11 protein-coding genes are annotated in these 16,823 nt (G+C 55.5%); 9 read left to right on the top strand and 2 right to left on the bottom strand.

Features of this window, described 5'->3' with window-relative positions; all coding sequences use genetic code 11:
• Nucleotides 1–915: 915 nt before the first annotated feature.
• The 9 genes from ACR3ZL_RS17395 to ACR3ZL_RS17355 all read left to right on the top strand — a co-directional run bounded on the left by ACR3ZL_RS17395 (nt 916) and on the right by ACR3ZL_RS17355 (nt 15,490).
• On the top strand, nt 916–7,032 hold the full coding sequence (locus ACR3ZL_RS17395) for an alpha-2-macroglobulin family protein (protein ID WP_473651849.1): 6,117 nt from the start codon (nt 916–918) through the stop codon (nt 7,030–7,032).
• A gap of 340 nt (nt 7,033–7,372) precedes the next feature.
• Nucleotides 7,373–8,446 carry a 3-deoxy-7-phosphoheptulonate synthase gene (aroF, locus tag ACR3ZL_RS17390; RefSeq protein ID WP_486172815.1) on the top strand — a complete coding sequence of 358 codons (1,074 nt, stop codon included), beginning with the start codon at nt 7,373–7,375 and terminating at the stop codon, nt 8,444–8,446.
• Entirely contained in the window at nt 8,443–9,207 is a 765-nt protein-coding gene (tpiA, locus tag ACR3ZL_RS17385; RefSeq protein WP_473651851.1) for a triose-phosphate isomerase, read from the top strand. Before aroF ends, tpiA begins: the two co-directional genes overlap by 4 nt.
• Nucleotides 9,208–9,407: 200 nt before the next feature.
• Complete coding sequence (gene secG / locus ACR3ZL_RS17380) at nt 9,408–9,962, top strand: preprotein translocase subunit SecG (RefSeq protein ID WP_473651852.1); 555 nt, start codon at nt 9,408–9,410, stop codon at nt 9,960–9,962.
• A gap of 65 nt (nt 9,963–10,027) precedes the next feature.
• A complete protein-coding gene (locus ACR3ZL_RS17375) occupies nt 10,028–11,152 on the top strand; it encodes a YicC/YloC family endoribonuclease (protein ID WP_473651853.1) in 1,125 nt (374 codons plus the stop codon).
• 14 nt (nt 11,153–11,166) lie between these two features.
• A complete protein-coding gene (gene gmk / locus ACR3ZL_RS17370) occupies nt 11,167–11,787 on the top strand; it encodes a guanylate kinase (RefSeq protein WP_473651854.1) in 621 nt (206 codons plus the stop codon).
• The gene (locus ACR3ZL_RS17365) at nt 11,781–12,053 is read left to right on the top strand and encodes a DNA-directed RNA polymerase subunit omega (protein ID WP_283432220.1); all 273 of its coding nucleotides are present in this window, start codon (nt 11,781–11,783) and stop codon (nt 12,051–12,053) included. Before gmk ends, ACR3ZL_RS17365 begins: the two co-directional genes overlap by 7 nt.
• 63 nt (nt 12,054–12,116) lie before the next feature.
• Nucleotides 12,117–13,037 (top strand): formate dehydrogenase accessory sulfurtransferase FdhD, encoded by a 921-nt coding sequence (gene fdhD / locus ACR3ZL_RS17360; RefSeq protein WP_473651855.1) that lies wholly within the window; start codon nt 12,117–12,119, stop codon nt 13,035–13,037.
• 50 nt (nt 13,038–13,087) lie between these two features.
• The gene (locus tag ACR3ZL_RS17355; protein WP_473651856.1) at nt 13,088–15,490 is read left to right on the top strand and encodes an FdhF/YdeP family oxidoreductase; all 2,403 of its coding nucleotides are present in this window, start codon (nt 13,088–13,090) and stop codon (nt 15,488–15,490) included.
• An 88-nt stretch (nt 15,491–15,578) separates the two neighbouring features.
• On the opposite strand, the gene tmk is transcribed toward ACR3ZL_RS17355, so the two are convergent.
• Entirely contained in the window at nt 15,579–16,208 is a 630-nt protein-coding gene (gene tmk / locus ACR3ZL_RS17350; protein ID WP_473651857.1) for a dTMP kinase, read from the bottom strand.
• Nucleotides 16,209–16,221: 13 nt separating this feature from the next.
• Nucleotides 16,222–16,809: a hypothetical protein gene (locus tag ACR3ZL_RS17345; RefSeq protein WP_473651858.1), complete on the bottom strand. Its 588-nt coding sequence runs from the start codon at nt 16,807–16,809 to the stop codon at nt 16,222–16,224.
• Nucleotides 16,810–16,823 lie beyond the last annotated feature (14 nt).

Here is a 16,823-nt window from a genome sequence, read left to right as displayed (position 1 = left end):
TATCAACGGCTGTGCTTTGGTCCCGCGACGCTGCGGATTTTGCTTCAACCGACTTCCATGTTCGGGTGGTGGGCAAGTCAACGAGTCCATTTTCCGGAACCTTACGGTGACGTGTTGTCACGTCCAGTGCGGTCAATAGAGGGCTATGGCGGTGGTCTTCAGTGCATGGGGTGGCGTAATGCTCATGTCCGTTCCTTCACGTGGGCAAACTAGTGCTTCGGCTACATTTCATTTTGGGGTTGATCGTAGTGGATGAGGCGACGAATCCCATCCACTCACCAACCAGACGGGCTCGTCGCCTTGCCCACTACACTCCAAAGTTGAATATGGATGAAGCATTAGTGCTTCGTCTACATTTCATTTCGGGGTTGATCGTAGTGGATGAGGCGACGAATCCTATCCACTCACCGACCAGACGGGCTCGTCGCCTCGCCCACTACACCCCAAAGTTGAATATGGATGAAGCATTAGTGCTTCGTCTACATTTCATTTCGGGGTTGATCGTAGTGGATGAGGCGACGAATCCTATCCACTCACCGACCAGACGGGCTCGTCGCCTCGCCCACTACACCCCAAAGTTGAATATGGATGAAGCGCTAGTGCTTCGGCTACATTTCATTTTGGGGTTGATCGTAGTGGATGAGGCGACGAATCCTATCCACTGACCAACCAGACGGGCTCGTCGCCTCGCCCACTACACTCCAAAGTTGAATATGGATGAAGCGCTAGCGATTTTGATTGCGAACGATACGCTCGGGCCAGCCCCAGTGGTGGGCCATCCAGCAACGTCAAAAAGATTCTTGGAAATCCCACTAATGAATCGAACTGACGACCGTTATCCTTGTAGTGACCCACCTTTTCGTAGAGCCTCGTCTTTTCTTGGTAGCCCCACCTCCTCTGTTCAGACTCGATACCATGAACCTGCCCAGCCGAATTGTCTGTCTGTTTGTTTTGTTCCTTCTGCCCCTGGTGAGCCTTTCTGTGTCGCTCTCGCAAGCCAAAGACCCAAGTCCCGGGGTCTGGAAGCCGGTTCAAACTGCCTTGGAAAAAGGGTTGCCCAAGTCGGCGGTCGAAGAAATCGAAAAACTGTTGCCGGGTGCCATCGACAAACAGCAAAATGCGTTGGTTGCTCGGGCGATCGCGACCCGTGCAACACTTGACGGCGCGATCGAAGGCCGCGGCGAGTTGCACCGGATCGTTCGCTTGCAAGCGGACATTGCGATGGCTCCCGAAGAAGCCCAGCCGATCCTCAATGCGTTGATGGCGAATTGGCTGTGGGGCTATTTTCAGCAGAACCAATGGCGGTTCCAGGATCGCACCGAAATCGACAACGAAGGTGGCGACGGCGAAAACGAATCCATCTTGCCGATTCGATCCGAAGAGGACTTGGCGACGTGGAGCCGTCAAAGAATCATTGCACAATCAAGGTTGATCTTCGAACGAGCCTTGCAGGCCGATGAGGTTTTGAAGGCCGCGCCGATCGAATCTTACAATGACCTGCTCGTCGGTGGGAACGCACCGGATGACTACCGACCAACCCTCTACGATTTTGTCGTCGCCGATGCGATTGATTTCTATAACGACGCTGATGAAACCTACGCGGGCCCGGCGACTCGATTTGAATTGCAATCGGATTCACCGATCTTCAGCAAGGCCGAACAGTTTGTTCAGTGGGAAGTGCCGCAAACCGATCCCGATTCGCCGCTGATGCGAGCGACCCAGTTGTATCAGGACTGGTTGCGTTTTCATCGTGATCGTGGCAACCAATCCGCGCTGCTGGATGCGGATCTTGCTCGACTGGCATTCGCTGATGAACATGCGATTGGCGACGAGGATGACAAGCGGTATTTGGAATCGCTTCGCCAGTTTTCCGCTGATAACGATTCGCATCCGATTTCGGCTCGGGCCCAATTCTTAATCGCTCAGAACGCGTTTTCCAATGACGAACCGGCCAAAGCACGCGAAATCGCGTTGGCTACCATTGCGTCGCATCCCGAAAGCGTCGGGGCATCGCAGTGCCAAAACTTGGTTGATCAGATCGAAGCACCGAGTATCTCGGTTTCAACGGAACGTGTTTGGAATCCGGCTGCGGCTTCGGAATCTCAAGCTCAAATTCATGTCGAGTATCGAAACTTAACGAAGGTCTATTTTCGTCTGGTCAAATTGGACGCCGACGAGGTTCAGGCTTCCGGTCGAGATGCGGTACATGTCAATCCAGAACAGCGAAAAGCGTTGTTGTCGGCGAAGCCGGAGCACAGTTGGTCGGAATCGCTGAAGGCTACCGACGACTATCGACAGCACGAAGTGGATTTGTCAGCCAAGCTGAAATTGCCGCGTGGTGGCTACTACTTGTTGGCCAGCAATTCGCCGCAGTTTTCAGACGAGCGTAACTTTGTCGCTGTGGCCGAAGTTTGGATCAGCGGTCTATCGCTGGTCATTCAGTCGGACCACCAGCACGGCACCCTTCGCGGTTTCGTCGTCAACGGTGACACGGGGCAGCCTGTCGAAGGTGCCAAGGTGCGGCTCTATGGACGTGAGTCCGGGGTGCGGCGAAATGATCGCGAGGTTAAGGAAATCGCTTCGCTAAAAACCGCTTCGGATGGCAGCTTCGACTTCAAGGGGCGTCAGTTGAGGGATGCGACCTTTTATGTCACCGAAGGCGAGGACTCGTTGTTGTCGAACGTTTACTACGTCCACAACCCTAATCGCAAACCCCAAGAGAATTCCAAACGGAGCTTCTTCTTTACCGATCGCAGCATCTATCGGCCTGGGCAAACGGTTCGATTCAAAATTATCGCGACTCGGTCCAACACCGAAACCAGTTTGTATGAAGTCGCACCGGGGGAACGCTTGACCGTTGAGTTGCGAGACGCCAACGGAAAGGTGGTGCAAACCCAGGATTTGAAGACGAACGACAAAGGAAGTTGCAATCACAGCTTCCCGTTGCCGTCCAGCGGGTTGACTGGCCAGATGAGCTTGCAAATCAACGGCCCGTTTCAAGGCAACGCCATGATCCGGGTCGAAGAATACAAGCGGCCGAAGTTTGAGGTCGAACTGGAGTCGCCCAAGCAGGCCGTGCGTCTGAACCAAGATGTGACGGTCAAGGGCGTTGCCACTGCGTACACCGGAGCGGCGGTCGATGGTGCGAAGGTCACTTACACCGTCACCCGTCAAACGCAAATGCCGCCTTGGTTCGGTTGGCGTTGTTGGTGGATTCCCGTGCCACCGTCGTTCCCGCAAGTGATTGAAACGGGGACCACCGAAACCGATGCGATGGGCCGTTTTGAAGTTTCGTTCCCGGCGATACCGGACGAGTCCGTCGATCGTAAAAACGAGCCTGTGTTCCGGTACGTTGTCAAAGCCGAAGTGACGGACACCACCGGTGAAACGCGGGAAGACAGTCACGCCGTTACGGTGGGCTACACGATGCTAGCGGCCACGCTTAGCGTGGAAGATCCGGACTGGGTGACGGACGAATCACCGGTCGAAGTTCGCGTCAATACAAAGACGGTTCAAGGGCAACCGGCCTCGACGAAGGTCAAGGTTCAGGTGCATTTGTTAAAGTCTCCTAAGCGAGTTGGGCGTCCATCGTTGCGTGGCGGTCACCCCATTCCGCTAGGGACGCTGGATGCAGACGAAGCGGCCGATCAGGTGGTTGATTCGGATCCGAATACCTGGCCAATCGACAAAACCGTTGAGGTCCGTGACGTAACAACTGATGCGAATGGCGATGGCAAGTTTGCCGTCGAACTAGCCAGTGGCTTCTATCGGGTTGAGTTGTCAGGCGTGGATTCCGCCGGCCAATCGATTCAGGCTCTGTTGCCACTGCGGGTAATCGATCCGGACGCGAAGGAATGTGACTTGAAGGTTGCCAGTTTCTTGGCCATGCCGAAGAATTCGCTGCAGCCTGGTGAGACATTTCGTGCCGTTTGGGGCAGCGGATACAAAACGGCCCGGGCGTACGTGGAGATCTCTCATCGGGGTAAACCGATTCAGCGATTTTGGACGCCCGAAGGGCAGACCCAGTTCACCCTTGAGCAAAAGGTGGACGAGGCGATGCGTGGCGGCTTCGTTGTGCGTGTCTTCAGTGTGCGTGAGAACCGTTTGCATGTGCACCAGCACACCGTAGACGTGCCTTGGTCGAACAAGTCGCTGGACATTCGTTGGGAGCGGTTTGTTTCCAAACTGAAGCCTGGCCAAGAAGAAACCTGGACGGCTGTGATCACCGGTGCATCGGAGGATCAAATCGCAGAAATGGTTGCGACGTTGTATGACGCTTCGCTTGATCTTTTTGCACCTCATCGCTGGATGTCGCAGTTCAATTTGTTCTATCGGGATTTTAGTAACGTCTCGACGAACCACCAAAACACTTATGAGGGATTGCGGTTGCTCAGTTCGCTGCACCGCCAGATCACGCCCGCCCGTTCGCTTTCGTATCGAGACTATCCCAGCGAGTTGCAGTCGCACAGTCGGTTTGGATACGGCCGGATGATGCAAAAGGGCGTTCCAAGGATGATGCGGGCCGAGTCGATGATGATGATGGATTCGGCGCCGGCACCGATGATGGCCGCAAGAGCAGCTCCGGGCAGTCCGGTTGCGGGGGCAGCGAATGAAATGGTCGCCGAAGATGAGAGTGCTGACATGGGCGGCGCCGCTGGAGGTGAACCACCGGCTGACCCGAAAGAGGTCGATTTGTCGGATGTTTCGCCACGCCGTAATCTCAACGAAACCGCGTTCTTCTTTCCTGAGTTGACCGCTGATGAAGACGGTGTGGTCTCGATGAAGTTCACAATGCCAGAAGCACTGACTCGATGGCAATTGATCGGCTTTGCACACACCAACGATCTGGCCGCCGGCACGATCCTTGACACCGTTGTGACCAGCAAAGACCTGATGGTTCAGCCCAATCCGCCTCGTGTTTTGCGTGAAGGCGACTTGATTGAAATGACGGTGAAGGTCAGCAACCAATCCGCGACCAATCAAACCGGCACCGTGGCGTTGCAATTCAGTGACGCTCGGACTGGTGATTCAGTCGATGTGGATTTGGAAAACACCAACGTACGGCAATCCTTCGACATTCCGGCTGGGCAATCCAAGTCGTTCTCTTGGCCGATTAGGGTCCCCGATGGGATGGGCTTCCTGACTTACAAGGCAATCGGCTCCACCGGACGTTTGTCCGACGGGGAGGAAGGTTATCTGCCCGTTTTGTCGCGACGAATTTTGGTGCACGAGTCGCTGGCTTTGCCAATCGATGGCGCCGAAACGAAGACGTTCACGTTGAATAAGCTTGCGACTGCCGATGGCACGTCGATCACCAATGAGTCTTTGACGGTCCAAATGACCTCCAATCCCGCCTGGTACGCCGTGATGGCACTGCCGTACTTGATGGAATATCCGCACGAGTGCAGCGAGCAAACGTTCAACCGTTTGTACGCGAACCTGTTGGCTCGGCATATCGCGACGTCCGACCCTAAGATCGAACGCGTGTTCGAACAATGGCGGCGACAACCCGTCGCGGCGGGGCGAGAAACGCTGGACAGTCCTCTGGAACAGAACCAGGACATCGCTTCGATTGCCTTGACAGAAACGCCATGGGTTTTGGAAGCTGAATCCGAATCAGAGGCTCGCCGTAATGTGGGGAACCTGTTCGATACCAATCGCACCAACGATCAGGTTGTACGCTGGACCGAGCGATTGGCTGAAATGCAACTGGACGACGGCAGTTGGCCTTGGTTCGATGGTGGGCGTTCGAATTCGTTCATCACGCTTTATCTGACCACTGGTTTTGGTCGACTGCGTCATTTGGGCGTTGATGTCGATACGCGTTCGGCGGTCCTTTCGCTCCAGCACCTCGATGCGTTCATTCTGAAACAGTACAAGCGAATCAGTAATCTGAAGGAGAATCATCTTTCGCCCACGATTGCGATGTACCTGTACGGACGAAGCTTCTTCCTGAAGGACATGCCGATTGCCGACGAATCCCGTGTCGCAGTCGACTACTACCTCGATCAAGCGGCCGAGCATTGGCTGTCGCTGTCGAGTCGCATGAGCCAGGCTCATGCCGCGGTGGCATTGAAGCGATTCGGTCGTTTGGACGATGCCTTAGCGATCACGGCGTCATTGAAGGAACGAAGTGCGACGGACGATCAAGGGATGCACTGGAACGATGGCGTCGCTGGGTGGTTCTGGCATCAAGCCGACATCGAGTCACAGGCGATGATGATCGAAGCGTTTGACGAAGTTGCTGATGATCAGGCGTCCGTTGAGTCTTGCAAGGCTTGGTTGCTTCGCCAAAAAGAAACCCGATCTTGGGAAACGACCAAGGGCACCGCCGACGCAATCTATGCGTTGCTACTTCGGGGCGTCGATCTGTTGGCCGACCAGGCGTTGGTCGATGTGAAGGTTGGTGAGTCAGACATCCAACAAAACGATGTCGAGGCTGGCACTGGTTTCTATCAACAGCGTTTCACGGCCAAGGAGATCACTCCGGCGATGTCGTCGATCACGGTGACCAAAACCACGCCGGGGATCGCATGGGGCGGAGTCCACTGGACGTTCTTCCAGAACATTGACGAGATCACGCCGCACGAAGGCACACCGCTGAAGATTGAAAAGCAGTTGTTTGTCGTTCGCAGCACGCCGACCGGCGAAGTGATGCAGCCGATAGTTGCGGGACAATCCAAGCAACCCGTCGAAGTCGGCGACCAGATCGTTTCGCGATTGATTGTGCGAACCGATCGGGCGATGGAGTTCATCCATTTGAAGGATTCCCGCGGTAGTGGCACCGAGCCAACCAACGTGCTGTCTCGGTACCAATTCCAGGACGGTGTGGGGTACTACCACAGCACTCGGGATGCGGCCGAGCATTTCTTCATCGACTATTTGCCCGCGGGGACGTTTGTCATCGAAAGCCGCAGCCGGGTGCAGTTGCGAGGCGAGTACCAGGCTGGGTTGGCAACGATCGAGTCGATGTACGCGCCGAAGTACAACAGTCATTCCGAAAGCCATCCGCTGAAGATTGGTGGGAAATAGACGTGCTGGTGTGAAATAGACTCGTTGAGTAGACGCCGGTTCACTGTCGGTTGATAGAGCCGGTTGATAGAGCCGGCTGATGCGGTCCCCGGGCGAACGCTTAGGGGGCCGTCATCAGCAAACGGCCGGCGGGGGATTATCGGACTCGCTAGCTAGGTGACGGTTCGATAGCGGGATTGATGCGATTTGAGACCGGCGGCCATTGGGATAGCGGAGTTTGCCAGGGCCGAAATTTGGGCCAATTTCCATCCCTCTCGACGTTTCCTAAGGTCGCCTGCTAAAGTACCCGCTTGTTCCTACGCTATTTTGCTATCCGAATGAATTCCCAGCGGGTTTTGTCTTGATCCTGATCCTCAAAAACGGTGCGACCGACGACCAAATCGACCACGTCGTCCAACGGGTTGAGGCGATGGGGCTGCAATCGCACCTGAGCCGCGGCACTTTCCGCACAATTGTCGGGCTGATTGGCGATGAGTCGACCTTGAATCAAGAGACTTTGAGTGCTATCCCGGGCGTTAGCCAGGTGATCCCCGTATTGCCGCCTTACAAATTGGCATCCCGCGAAGCGCATCCTGAATCCAGCGTGATCGACGTTTCAGGCGTCAAAATCGGTGGCGGTCATCTTGGCATGATCGCTGGACCGTGCAGCGTGGAAGACCGCGACCGGATGTTCCGGATTGCTGAAAGCGTCTGTGAATCGGGGGCCAACATCTTCCGAGGCGGCGCCTACAAGCCTCGAACGAGTCCCTACGCGTTCCAGGGGCTTGGCGAAGAGGGCCTGAAAATCTTACGCGAAGTGGGCGACAAGTTTGGCATCCCGGTCGTGACTGAGATCACGGACCCGCGAAACGTCGAGCTGGTCGCCGAGTACGCTGACATGTTGCAGGTGGGTGCCCGCAATATGCAGAACTTCGTGTTGTTAACCGAAGTGGGCAAGACGAAACGTCCCGTGCTGCTCAAACGCGGCATGAGTGCAACGATCGCGGACCTGTTGATGAGCGCCGAATACGTTCTTTCACAAGGCAATCCCGACGTGGTGCTTTGCGAACGAGGGATCAAGAGTTTCGATCCCTCCACGCGAAACCTGTTTGACGTTGCCGCGGTGCCGGTTGTGCAGGGGCTGACCCACCTTCCCATCATCGTGGATCCATCCCACGCCACGGGGCGTCCCGATTGCATACCGCCGTGTTCGCTAGCGGGATTGGCTGCGGGTGCCGATGGCGTCCACATCGAAGTTCATGATTGCCCCGAAGAAGCGAAAAGCGACGGGCCGCAAGCGTTGCTTCCTGAACAATACAAAGACATCGCTCATCGGATGCAATTGATGGCCGACTTGCTCGGTAAAACCATCTCGCCGCGTCCGGGAGCATCCTCTAATTCACTAAATCCACCCCCGACCGAGGCCCTAGCGTGAGTCGTCGAATTTTAATTGCTGGTAACTGGAAAATGAACATGCGGGCGGCCTCGGCTGCTTCGCTCGCCAAGGGCATCGTCGATGCCGTCGGTACCGACAGCCCCGTCGAAGTGGTTTTGTGCCCGCCAGCGGCATACCTGCACACCGTCACCGAAGCGACTGCGGGAACGCCCGTCGAAGTGGGGGCCCAGAACTTGTATCCCGCCGACGACGGTGCATTCACCGGCGAATTGAACGCCGCCATGCTGACCGATGTCGGTTGCCGTTTCGTGATCTTGGGCCACAGCGAACGTCGCCAGTTGATGGGCGAAACCGACGCGTGCGTCAGCAAAAAGTTGCACGCTGCGTTGGCCGGGAACTTGATCCCAATCGTTTGCGTCGGCGAAACGCTTGAGCAGCGTGAAGCGGACGAAACGGAATCGGTCATCGAAACTCAAATTCGCGGATCGCTGGAAGGTTTGGACGAAGTCCGTGCCGCTGGCATCGTGATCGCCTACGAGCCTGTATGGGCAATCGGCACCGGCAAGACAGCTTCGAAAGAGCAAGCGGAAGCCGTCCACGCGTTCATTCGTGGCTTGCTTGGCAAAATGTTCACACCCGGCGTGGCTGAACAAATCCGCATCCAGTACGGCGGTAGCGTCAAACCCGGCAACGCTGCTGAATTGCTGGCTGAGCCCAACATTGACGGTGCCCTTGTTGGCGGTGCCAGCCTGAAGGTCGAAGATTTTGCGGGCATCATTTCCGCTGCTCCGACCGCTTAATCACTATCCCTGTTGCGGATGGGTTTCGTATCAATTGATCTTGGTTGGCGAGTTGTTGTTCGTTCGGAACCCAACTCGCAGTGAGCACGCGTTGAGTGCTCACGCCAACCAGTCGGATTGATCGAGAGAAACCATTCGCTCCCCTCAATCGTTTTTCACTCACTGGGTTTCCGCCCAACATTCAACGGACTGACCACACCATGGCTTCCCTTATTAACTTCACCCCATTCCTGCCGCTCGCCTCATTCTCCGGTCTTGTGCTGGGTGTGTTGATGGGCTTCTTGTCGCTGTTCCTGATCCTGTTGATTCTCGTTCAGCGTGGACGCGGTGGCGGACTTAGTGGTGCTTTGGGTGGCCCCGGCGGCCAAAGTGCTTTCGGTAGCAAAGCGGGTGACACGTTCACCGTCATCACCGTTGGTGTCGCCGGCGTCTGGATTTTGGTTTGTGCGTTCGCGATGTGGTTGCTAGGCATGCACACCCCCGCAGTCGCCAACTTGAACGACGATTCGGAAATGTCCGCAGGTCCCGAAGATGGCGAAGTCGAAGATATCGCTAGCGGTTTGGTCGTGCCGACTTTGGACGGCGATGGCGACGAAAATGTAGAGCTGACCCCAGCCGAAGGTGACGCCGATTCGGCTGAAACCGAAGCCGCTGTTGAAACGGAAGAAGCTGAAGCGGAAGCAGCCGATTCAGAAGCTGCTGCTGAGGAAGAAGCTCCTAGCGAAGAGAAGGCTGCTGAAGCTGCCGCCGAATAGGCGAGTTTCCGCTTCGTAATCTTCAGATCGAATACGAAGGACGCGGTGCATCATCGCCGTCCTTCATGATCGATCGTCGCGGATGCCCCGCGTTGAAGCCGCTGCTTTTTGCAGTCGGCGAGCATCGCGAGCCAATTTGCGATTTCCTTTATCTTTACCTCTTGCCGCTAGCATCTATGTCCCAGCCGTATTCACACCTGCGAAGCATGACCGGTCAGGGAAGCTGCGAGGTGCGAGGGGATGCTGGCGTGTTGGTGGTCGAGCTTCGCGCCGTCAATCATCGCGGACTCAAAGTCGTCTTGCGGACCAACGACGCGTTGTCTGCTCACGAACCCATCATCCAAAAGCTGGTCAGTGGTGCCGTCGAGCGCGGAACGGTAACGGTTCACGCTTCGTTGAAGCCGCCACCGGGCCAGGACTTGCCGAAGATCAACCAGGCGATTGCGTTGGCCTACGCGACTCAGCTTGGCGAAGTCGCTCATCAGTATGTGGACTTGCCCGTTAGCCGAGCGACGGCACCTCCCCAGTTGGATTTGACGAATCTGTTAAGTCTGCCGGGCGTGATGAACTCGACCGATACCAGTGCTGTTAATGCCGGTGAGTTGTCATCGGATGAACAAGCCGAAAAGTCTGCTGCGGCGGAAGCCAAAGAGCAGTTGATTCGTGAAGGCGTCACTGAAGCGGTGGCCCGGTTCAACGAGATGCGGCATCACGAAGCAGTGTCGATGGCCAGTGTTTTGATGGCGGATTTGAAGTCCGTCGCCAAGCGATGTGAAGCTATTGAAGGCTTGGCACCGGCGGTCGTCGCACGTTATCGCGAGCGTCTGCTGGATCGGATTAACAAGACGCTTGCCGAACATTCCATCGAGACCGATAAAGTCGATGTGATTCGCGAAGTTCAGTTGTTCGCCGATCGCAGTGACATCAGCGAGGAAATCACTCGTTTGGGCAGTCACATCGAATTGTTTACCGCGGTGTTGGATGGATCGCACACTTCGGACCGTGATGATTCTGCCAGAGCGGTTTCCACCGAAGCGGTGGGGCGAAAACTCGATTTCATCATCCAGGAAATGTTCCGCGAAACCAACACGATCGGCAGCAAAGCTGGCAACGCTGAGATTGCCGAGCATATTGTTGAGATCAAATGCGCGATCGAACGTATGCGAGAGCTTGTCCAGAACCTCGAATGATATCCTCCACGACCATGTCTCAATCGCCTTCGCACTCGCCCAAATCGTCTCCCAAAGGCCGGTTGGTGATCGTATCTGGGCCCAGCGGTTCAGGGAAATCCACCGTTGTCACCCAGTTGCGGACCGTTTGTGAGGTGCCGCTGGCGTTTTCGGTATCCGCCACCACCCGGGCACCACGTGAGGGGGAAGTCGACGGTCGAGAGTACTTTTTCTTGAACGACGCGGAATTCCAGCGGAAACGCGAAGCGGGCGAATTCCTCGAGTGCAAGCAGGTTTTCGGCCTAGGACACTGGTATGGAACGCTGGCCGATCAAGTTGCCACTGGTCTAAATGCCGGTAAGTGGGTAATTTTAGAGATCGACGTACAGGGTGCGATGACGGTGATGAAGGACGATCGCTACGATCCGGTCTCCATCTTTATTCACCCTGGCGACATGCAAGAACTCGAGCAACGCCTACGCTCGCGGGGAACCGAATCCGAAGAAGCCATCACCGCGAGGCTGAAAACGGCGGCGGCCGAGATGGAATATCTCGACCAATACCAGCACGAAATCATCAATCAAACCGTCGATCGAGCCGTCGACGATATCTGCCAACTTTTAAAACAATCTCACAAGGAACACGCCGCGTGTTAGAAGAACTTAAAGAAGAAGAAATCGTCAACAAGGTTGGTGGTCGTTTTAAGCTGAGCACATTGATTCAAAAGCGATTGGTGCAATTGAATCAAGGTAGCCGTGCACTTGTGAACATTGACACCCACGACAAGATGTCGATCGTTCTGCAAGAAATCGTGCAAAACAAGATCTTCTTGAATCTTGATAATGAAGTCGCCGTTGCCGACGACCTGGATACCGTGGTCGCCGCCGCGGAAGCTCCTGAGCTTGACGCTTCGGATCTCTAGGAACCGGCCAACGGAAGTCGAAGGCTTTGCTGAGGCATTTTATCCTGAAATCTTGGCATTGCCGTGGCGAATGTACATCGTGATTCATCTCGCTTCCCGGTGGTGCGTTTCACCGATGGAATAGCCTCGCACGTCATCGACGATGTCGCGGTCGAGTCTCCGCTGGAGATCCGGTTGGTGATTGAAAATGCACCTGACCGTCTGGTGTCAGGTGCAAGCGTAGAAGCGAAATTGCCTCAGGCTGCGTTCTCTGTTGCGAATGTTGCGTCCAGCGAAAGTGTTACGGAGCATCCGATTTCCGTCACGATGCGGACGCCGGGTAGTGATACCGAACTTGCTTTGGGCTTCCTGCTGACCGAAGGCATTATCACGTCGCCGGAGCAGGTCAAACGCGTCCGCTTGTGCGGTAATGACAGCACCGTGCGTGTAACGCTAGCACCGGGGGTTTCCGTTGATGTCGATCGGCTGAAGCGTCATTTCTATACCTCCAGCAGTTGCGGGGTTTGCGGCAAATCAGCGATCGATGCAGTCAGTGTATCGATCCGCCACCCGCTTGAGCCACAACATCCAAATGTCGCCGTGAGTGTTCTGGCGGGATTGCCGGACGCGCTACGGTCGGCGCAACAGGTGTTTGATCGCACTGGTGGGCTACATGCCAGCGGCTTGTTCAAGCCATCGGGCGAACTGATTCGAATGCATGAAGATGTCGGCCGACACAATGCGTTGGACAAACTGATTGGTGCGCAATGGTTCGACGATGAGTCCGTGTTTTCGGAATCGGTTTTGCTAGTCAGCGGACGTGTGAGTTTTGAACTGGTTCAAAAGGCTTTGGTGGCGGGGATCGCCGTGCTGGTTGCCGTTGGAGCCCCGTCGAGTTTGGCGGTTCAGTTGGCTGAAACGCACGGGATGACCCTAGTTGGATTCGTTCGTAACAATCGAATGAATATTTATTGTGGGGCCCATCGAATCATCGATGTCGCCTAAATTGAATGCTAGCGATTTCCATTTTTGAGAACACGAAAAGGTTAGCGACAGTGCCACCGTCTTCCGCCGATGAAATTGTCAACGTAGACGTGATTGCCAGCGACGCTGACACGGCGCCGCTGGATAATGGTCATGGCCCAATCCATTTGATCCCGCTGGAAGAAGACGGGATTTTGAAACAGAGCCCGGTGAAAAGTAAGGGAACGGGCTTGCCGGCGGTGTTGAACAGCTTCCGCTATGCAATCGGTGAGGCCGGAGTGTTGCGGGGCACGTTGCCGATGCTGCAAATCAATCAGGCCGACGGTTTTGATTGCCCCGGTTGCGCTTGGCCGGATCCTGACCAGCATCGGTCGGCGTTTGAATTTTGCGAGAATGGTGCCAAAGCGGTCGCACACGAATCGGACAAGCGTCGGATCACACGCTCGTTCTTTGAACGTTATTCCGTCAGCGAGATGTCGCGGCATTCGGATTATTGGCTGGAACAACAGGGAAGATTGACCGAGCCGATGGTGCTGCGCGAAAACGCGACGCACTATGAACCTATCGGATGGGATGAAGCGTTCGGCATGGTCGCCAAACAACTCCAGGGGCTCGATTCGGCTGATGAAGCCTGTTTCTACACATCAGGTAAGGCAACCAACGAGGCAGCGTTCGTGTTCCAGACCTTCGCGCGAGGGTTGGGGACTAACAACATGCCTGATTGTTCCAACATGTGTCATGAATCCAGTGGCCGCGCGATGACGCGGATGTTTGGTCATGGGAAGGGCACGGTGTTGCTGGAAGACTTTAAGAAGGCTGAATTGGTGTTCGTGGTGGGACAGAATCCTGGCACGAATCATCCTCGTCAATTAACCGCTTTGCAGCAGGCGAAGCGTGCGGGTGCGAAGATCATTACGGTCAACCCGTTGCCGGAAGCCGGACTGATGGGGTTCATGAACCCGCAAGAAGTCAGCGGGATGTTAGGGGTGTCGACTCAGTTAACCGACGTGTTCTTGCAGGTGAAGATCAACGGCGACATTCCGCTGTTCAAGGGGATCTTGAAGCAGCTTGTCGAGTGGGATGACGCTCAGGGTGGCGGCATCATCGACCGGGAATTTGTGGATCAGTACACGATTGAGTTAGACGATTTGCTGGCGGACGTGCGAACGGCATCCTGGGATGACATCGTTCGACGAAGTGGGATCACCCGTGATCAAATCACCGAAGCGGCGGAGCTTGTTAGAGACCGAGAACGGATTGTGATTTGTTGGTGCTTGGGGGTAACTCAGCATCGCAACGGGACCCAAAACGTTCAAGAGTTCTTGAACTTGTTGTTGATGCGTGGGGCAATCGGCAAGCCGGGTGCAGGTGCGTGTTGCGTTCGTGGGCACTCCAACGTTCAGGGGGACCGGACGATGGGCGTGTGGGAGCAACCCAAGAAGGCATTGTTGGACCGGATGCAAGAAGTCTTTGACTTCGATCCACCCCGTCATCACGGTTTCGATTCGCATTCGTCGGCGATTGCAATGCACGAAGGCAAATTGAAAGTGTTCGTTTCGCTGGGGGGCAATTTCTTGATGGCGATGCCGGATACTCGGTATGGCGCCGAAGCACTCCAAAACACAGATTTGACTGTGCGAATTGGCACCAAGTTAAACCGTGCGGATTTGGCAACCGGACGCCAGTCGTTGATCTTGCCCTGTTTGGGGCGTACCGAGCGAGATGTCCGGATCGACGCGGACGGCAAGACGGAACGTTTGCAAATCTCCAGTACCGAAAACTCGATGGGGGTTGTGCAGCGGACAACGGGACGATTCGAGCCCGCTTCGGCCGACTTGATGAACGAGACTGAAATCCTTTGCCGGCTAGCGCATGCGACTCTGGGAGACCGAATTGGCGTGGATTGGCTGGCTTGGGCAGATGATTACGATCGTATCCGCGACGCGGTGGCGGAAGTCATTCCTGGCTTTGAAGACTACAACGTTCGCGTTCGTCAGGATGGTGGTTTCTATCTGCCTAACGGGCCTCGCGTGCGAAGTTTCCCGACGCCATCCGGCAAGGCCGTCTTTACCGTCAACCCGATTCCGCCCGAAGAGGTCGGCCCGGGCCAGTTTGCGATGACGACCGTACGCAGCCATGACCAGTTCAACACAACGATCTACGGACTGCATGATCGCTATCGTGGGATCTACAACGCACGCCAGGTCGTGATGATGAACCAATCGGATATGGACGAGCTTGGTCTAACTGCTGAGCAAGCGGTGGATGTGACGAGCCATTTCGAAGGTAAGACTCGCAAGGTTTGCGGGTTCAAGGTGGTACCGTATCCCATTCCAAGACAATGCTTGGCGATGTACTTCCCCGAAGCAAATCCGCTGATACCGATGGGCAGTACGGACGAGTTCAGTAATTGCCCGTCGTTTAAACACACCGTGGTGACGGTCGCGGCAGCTGCTGGGTTAAAGAAACGGTAGAGTTGATCAACTGCTTGCGGGCCGCAGGGCCGATGCAATCTTGGGTGACCAACCGTGACGACTTGTGGCGTTCAGGATGCAGAGGTGACTAAGTTTCTTGAACCGCGGTCCAGATGCGTTCGGCAACTTTTTCAGGGACATCGTCGGCGTTAATGACGACACCACGTCCACCCGTGTTAGGCAATTCGTTCAGAAACGCATTACGAACCGCGTTCATGTATTCGGCTCCCCTGGCTTCCATGCGATCAGCCGGGCCGTCGATCCGCTTTAACGAGGCTTCGGCGGCCATGTCCAGCACCAATGTCAGGTCTGGACACAGGCCTCCACAAGCAATTCGTCCCATTTGCCAAAGCGTCTCCGGCGCGACGGTTGGTTTGGCTCCCGGACGCAGATCGCCGGTGCTTTGATAAACCACATTCGCCAGCAAGAATCGATCTGAAATTACCGTTTTGCCTGCGTTCAGTGCCGGTCGCAAGATGGTCTCAATCATCTCCGTTCGACTCGCCATGAACAACATCGCCTCGGTCAGGCGGTTCATGTGCAGATCGCTGTCCAGCAGCAAGGCACGCAGCTTTTGGCCGATTTCGGTTGAGCCAGGATCACGAACCACCAAGACTTCTTGTCCGGCTTCGGTTAGGCGTTGAGCGAGAAGTTGGATTTGGGTTGACTTGCCGACACCGTCGATTCCGTCGAGAGAGATGAATTGGGGGAGGGGCATCGTCAACTAATCGTTAGGGCGAAGTGGGAATCGGACTGGTGGTGAATCCGTCGGCGTTGCCAACGATGGGAAGGTGTTGATAGCTAACTACAACCCAACCGCCGTGCAGACTATCGTTTTCGCCGCGTTTTTCAAACGTGAGTAGAAGTCGACGCGGAACTCGGATGTTCTGCATCGATCCCCGCTTGCTGCTGACTTCGACTTTGACGGTCATGTCGACATCGGCCTGGACCGGGTCCGTGTTTCGGACGACGTCGATGCTGCGAATGCTGCCTACTTTGGCTTCGGAAAAAATCCATTGTGGCAATTCGGCTGCGGCCTGCCGACGGGTGGCCTCATCGGCGATAACGGCGAGTGCCGTTTCGTGATCGTTGTGTTCAACGGCACTTGCGAGTTCGTAAATCGCAAGTTCAATGCGTTCTCGATCGGTCACCCAATTTTCGGAGATAACCCACACGACGGGTACGCAAACCGCAACGATCAAGCCAGCGATCACGAGTGGTTTTTTACCGGTTTGCAACCAACCGTAAATCAAACCGATCGCCAAGACGGCCAGCATCAGTGAAACGATGGTTGGACTTTCGGCGAGCAGTTCAGTCATGATCGAAGCCTGTC

This window comes from Rhodopirellula sp. J20-39, assembly GCF_057365095.1.
The sequence above is the reverse complement of the archived record's forward strand: the minus strand, read 5'-3'. Positions and strand labels throughout refer to the sequence as shown.

What these genes read in the sequence shown, in the direction of transcription:
- ACR3ZL_RS17395 (WP_473651849.1), top strand. Translation starts at nt 916, where the DNA reads ATGAACCTGCCCAGCCGAATTGTCTGTCTGTTTGTTTTGTTCCTTCTG.
- secG (WP_473651852.1), top strand. Translation starts at nt 9,408, where the DNA reads ATGGCTTCCCTTATTAACTTCACCCCATTCCTGCCGCTCGCCTCATTC.
- ACR3ZL_RS17375 (WP_473651853.1), top strand. Translation starts at nt 10,028, where the DNA reads ATGATCGATCGTCGCGGATGCCCCGCGTTGAAGCCGCTGCTTTTTGCA.
- gmk (WP_473651854.1), top strand. Translation starts at nt 11,167, where the DNA reads ATGTCTCAATCGCCTTCGCACTCGCCCAAATCGTCTCCCAAAGGCCGG.
- tmk (WP_473651857.1), bottom strand. Translation starts at nt 16,208, where the DNA reads ATGCCCCTCCCCCAATTCATCTCTCTCGACGGAATCGACGGTGTCGGC.
- ACR3ZL_RS17345 (WP_473651858.1), bottom strand. Translation starts at nt 16,809, where the DNA reads ATGACTGAACTGCTCGCCGAAAGTCCAACCATCGTTTCACTGATGCTG.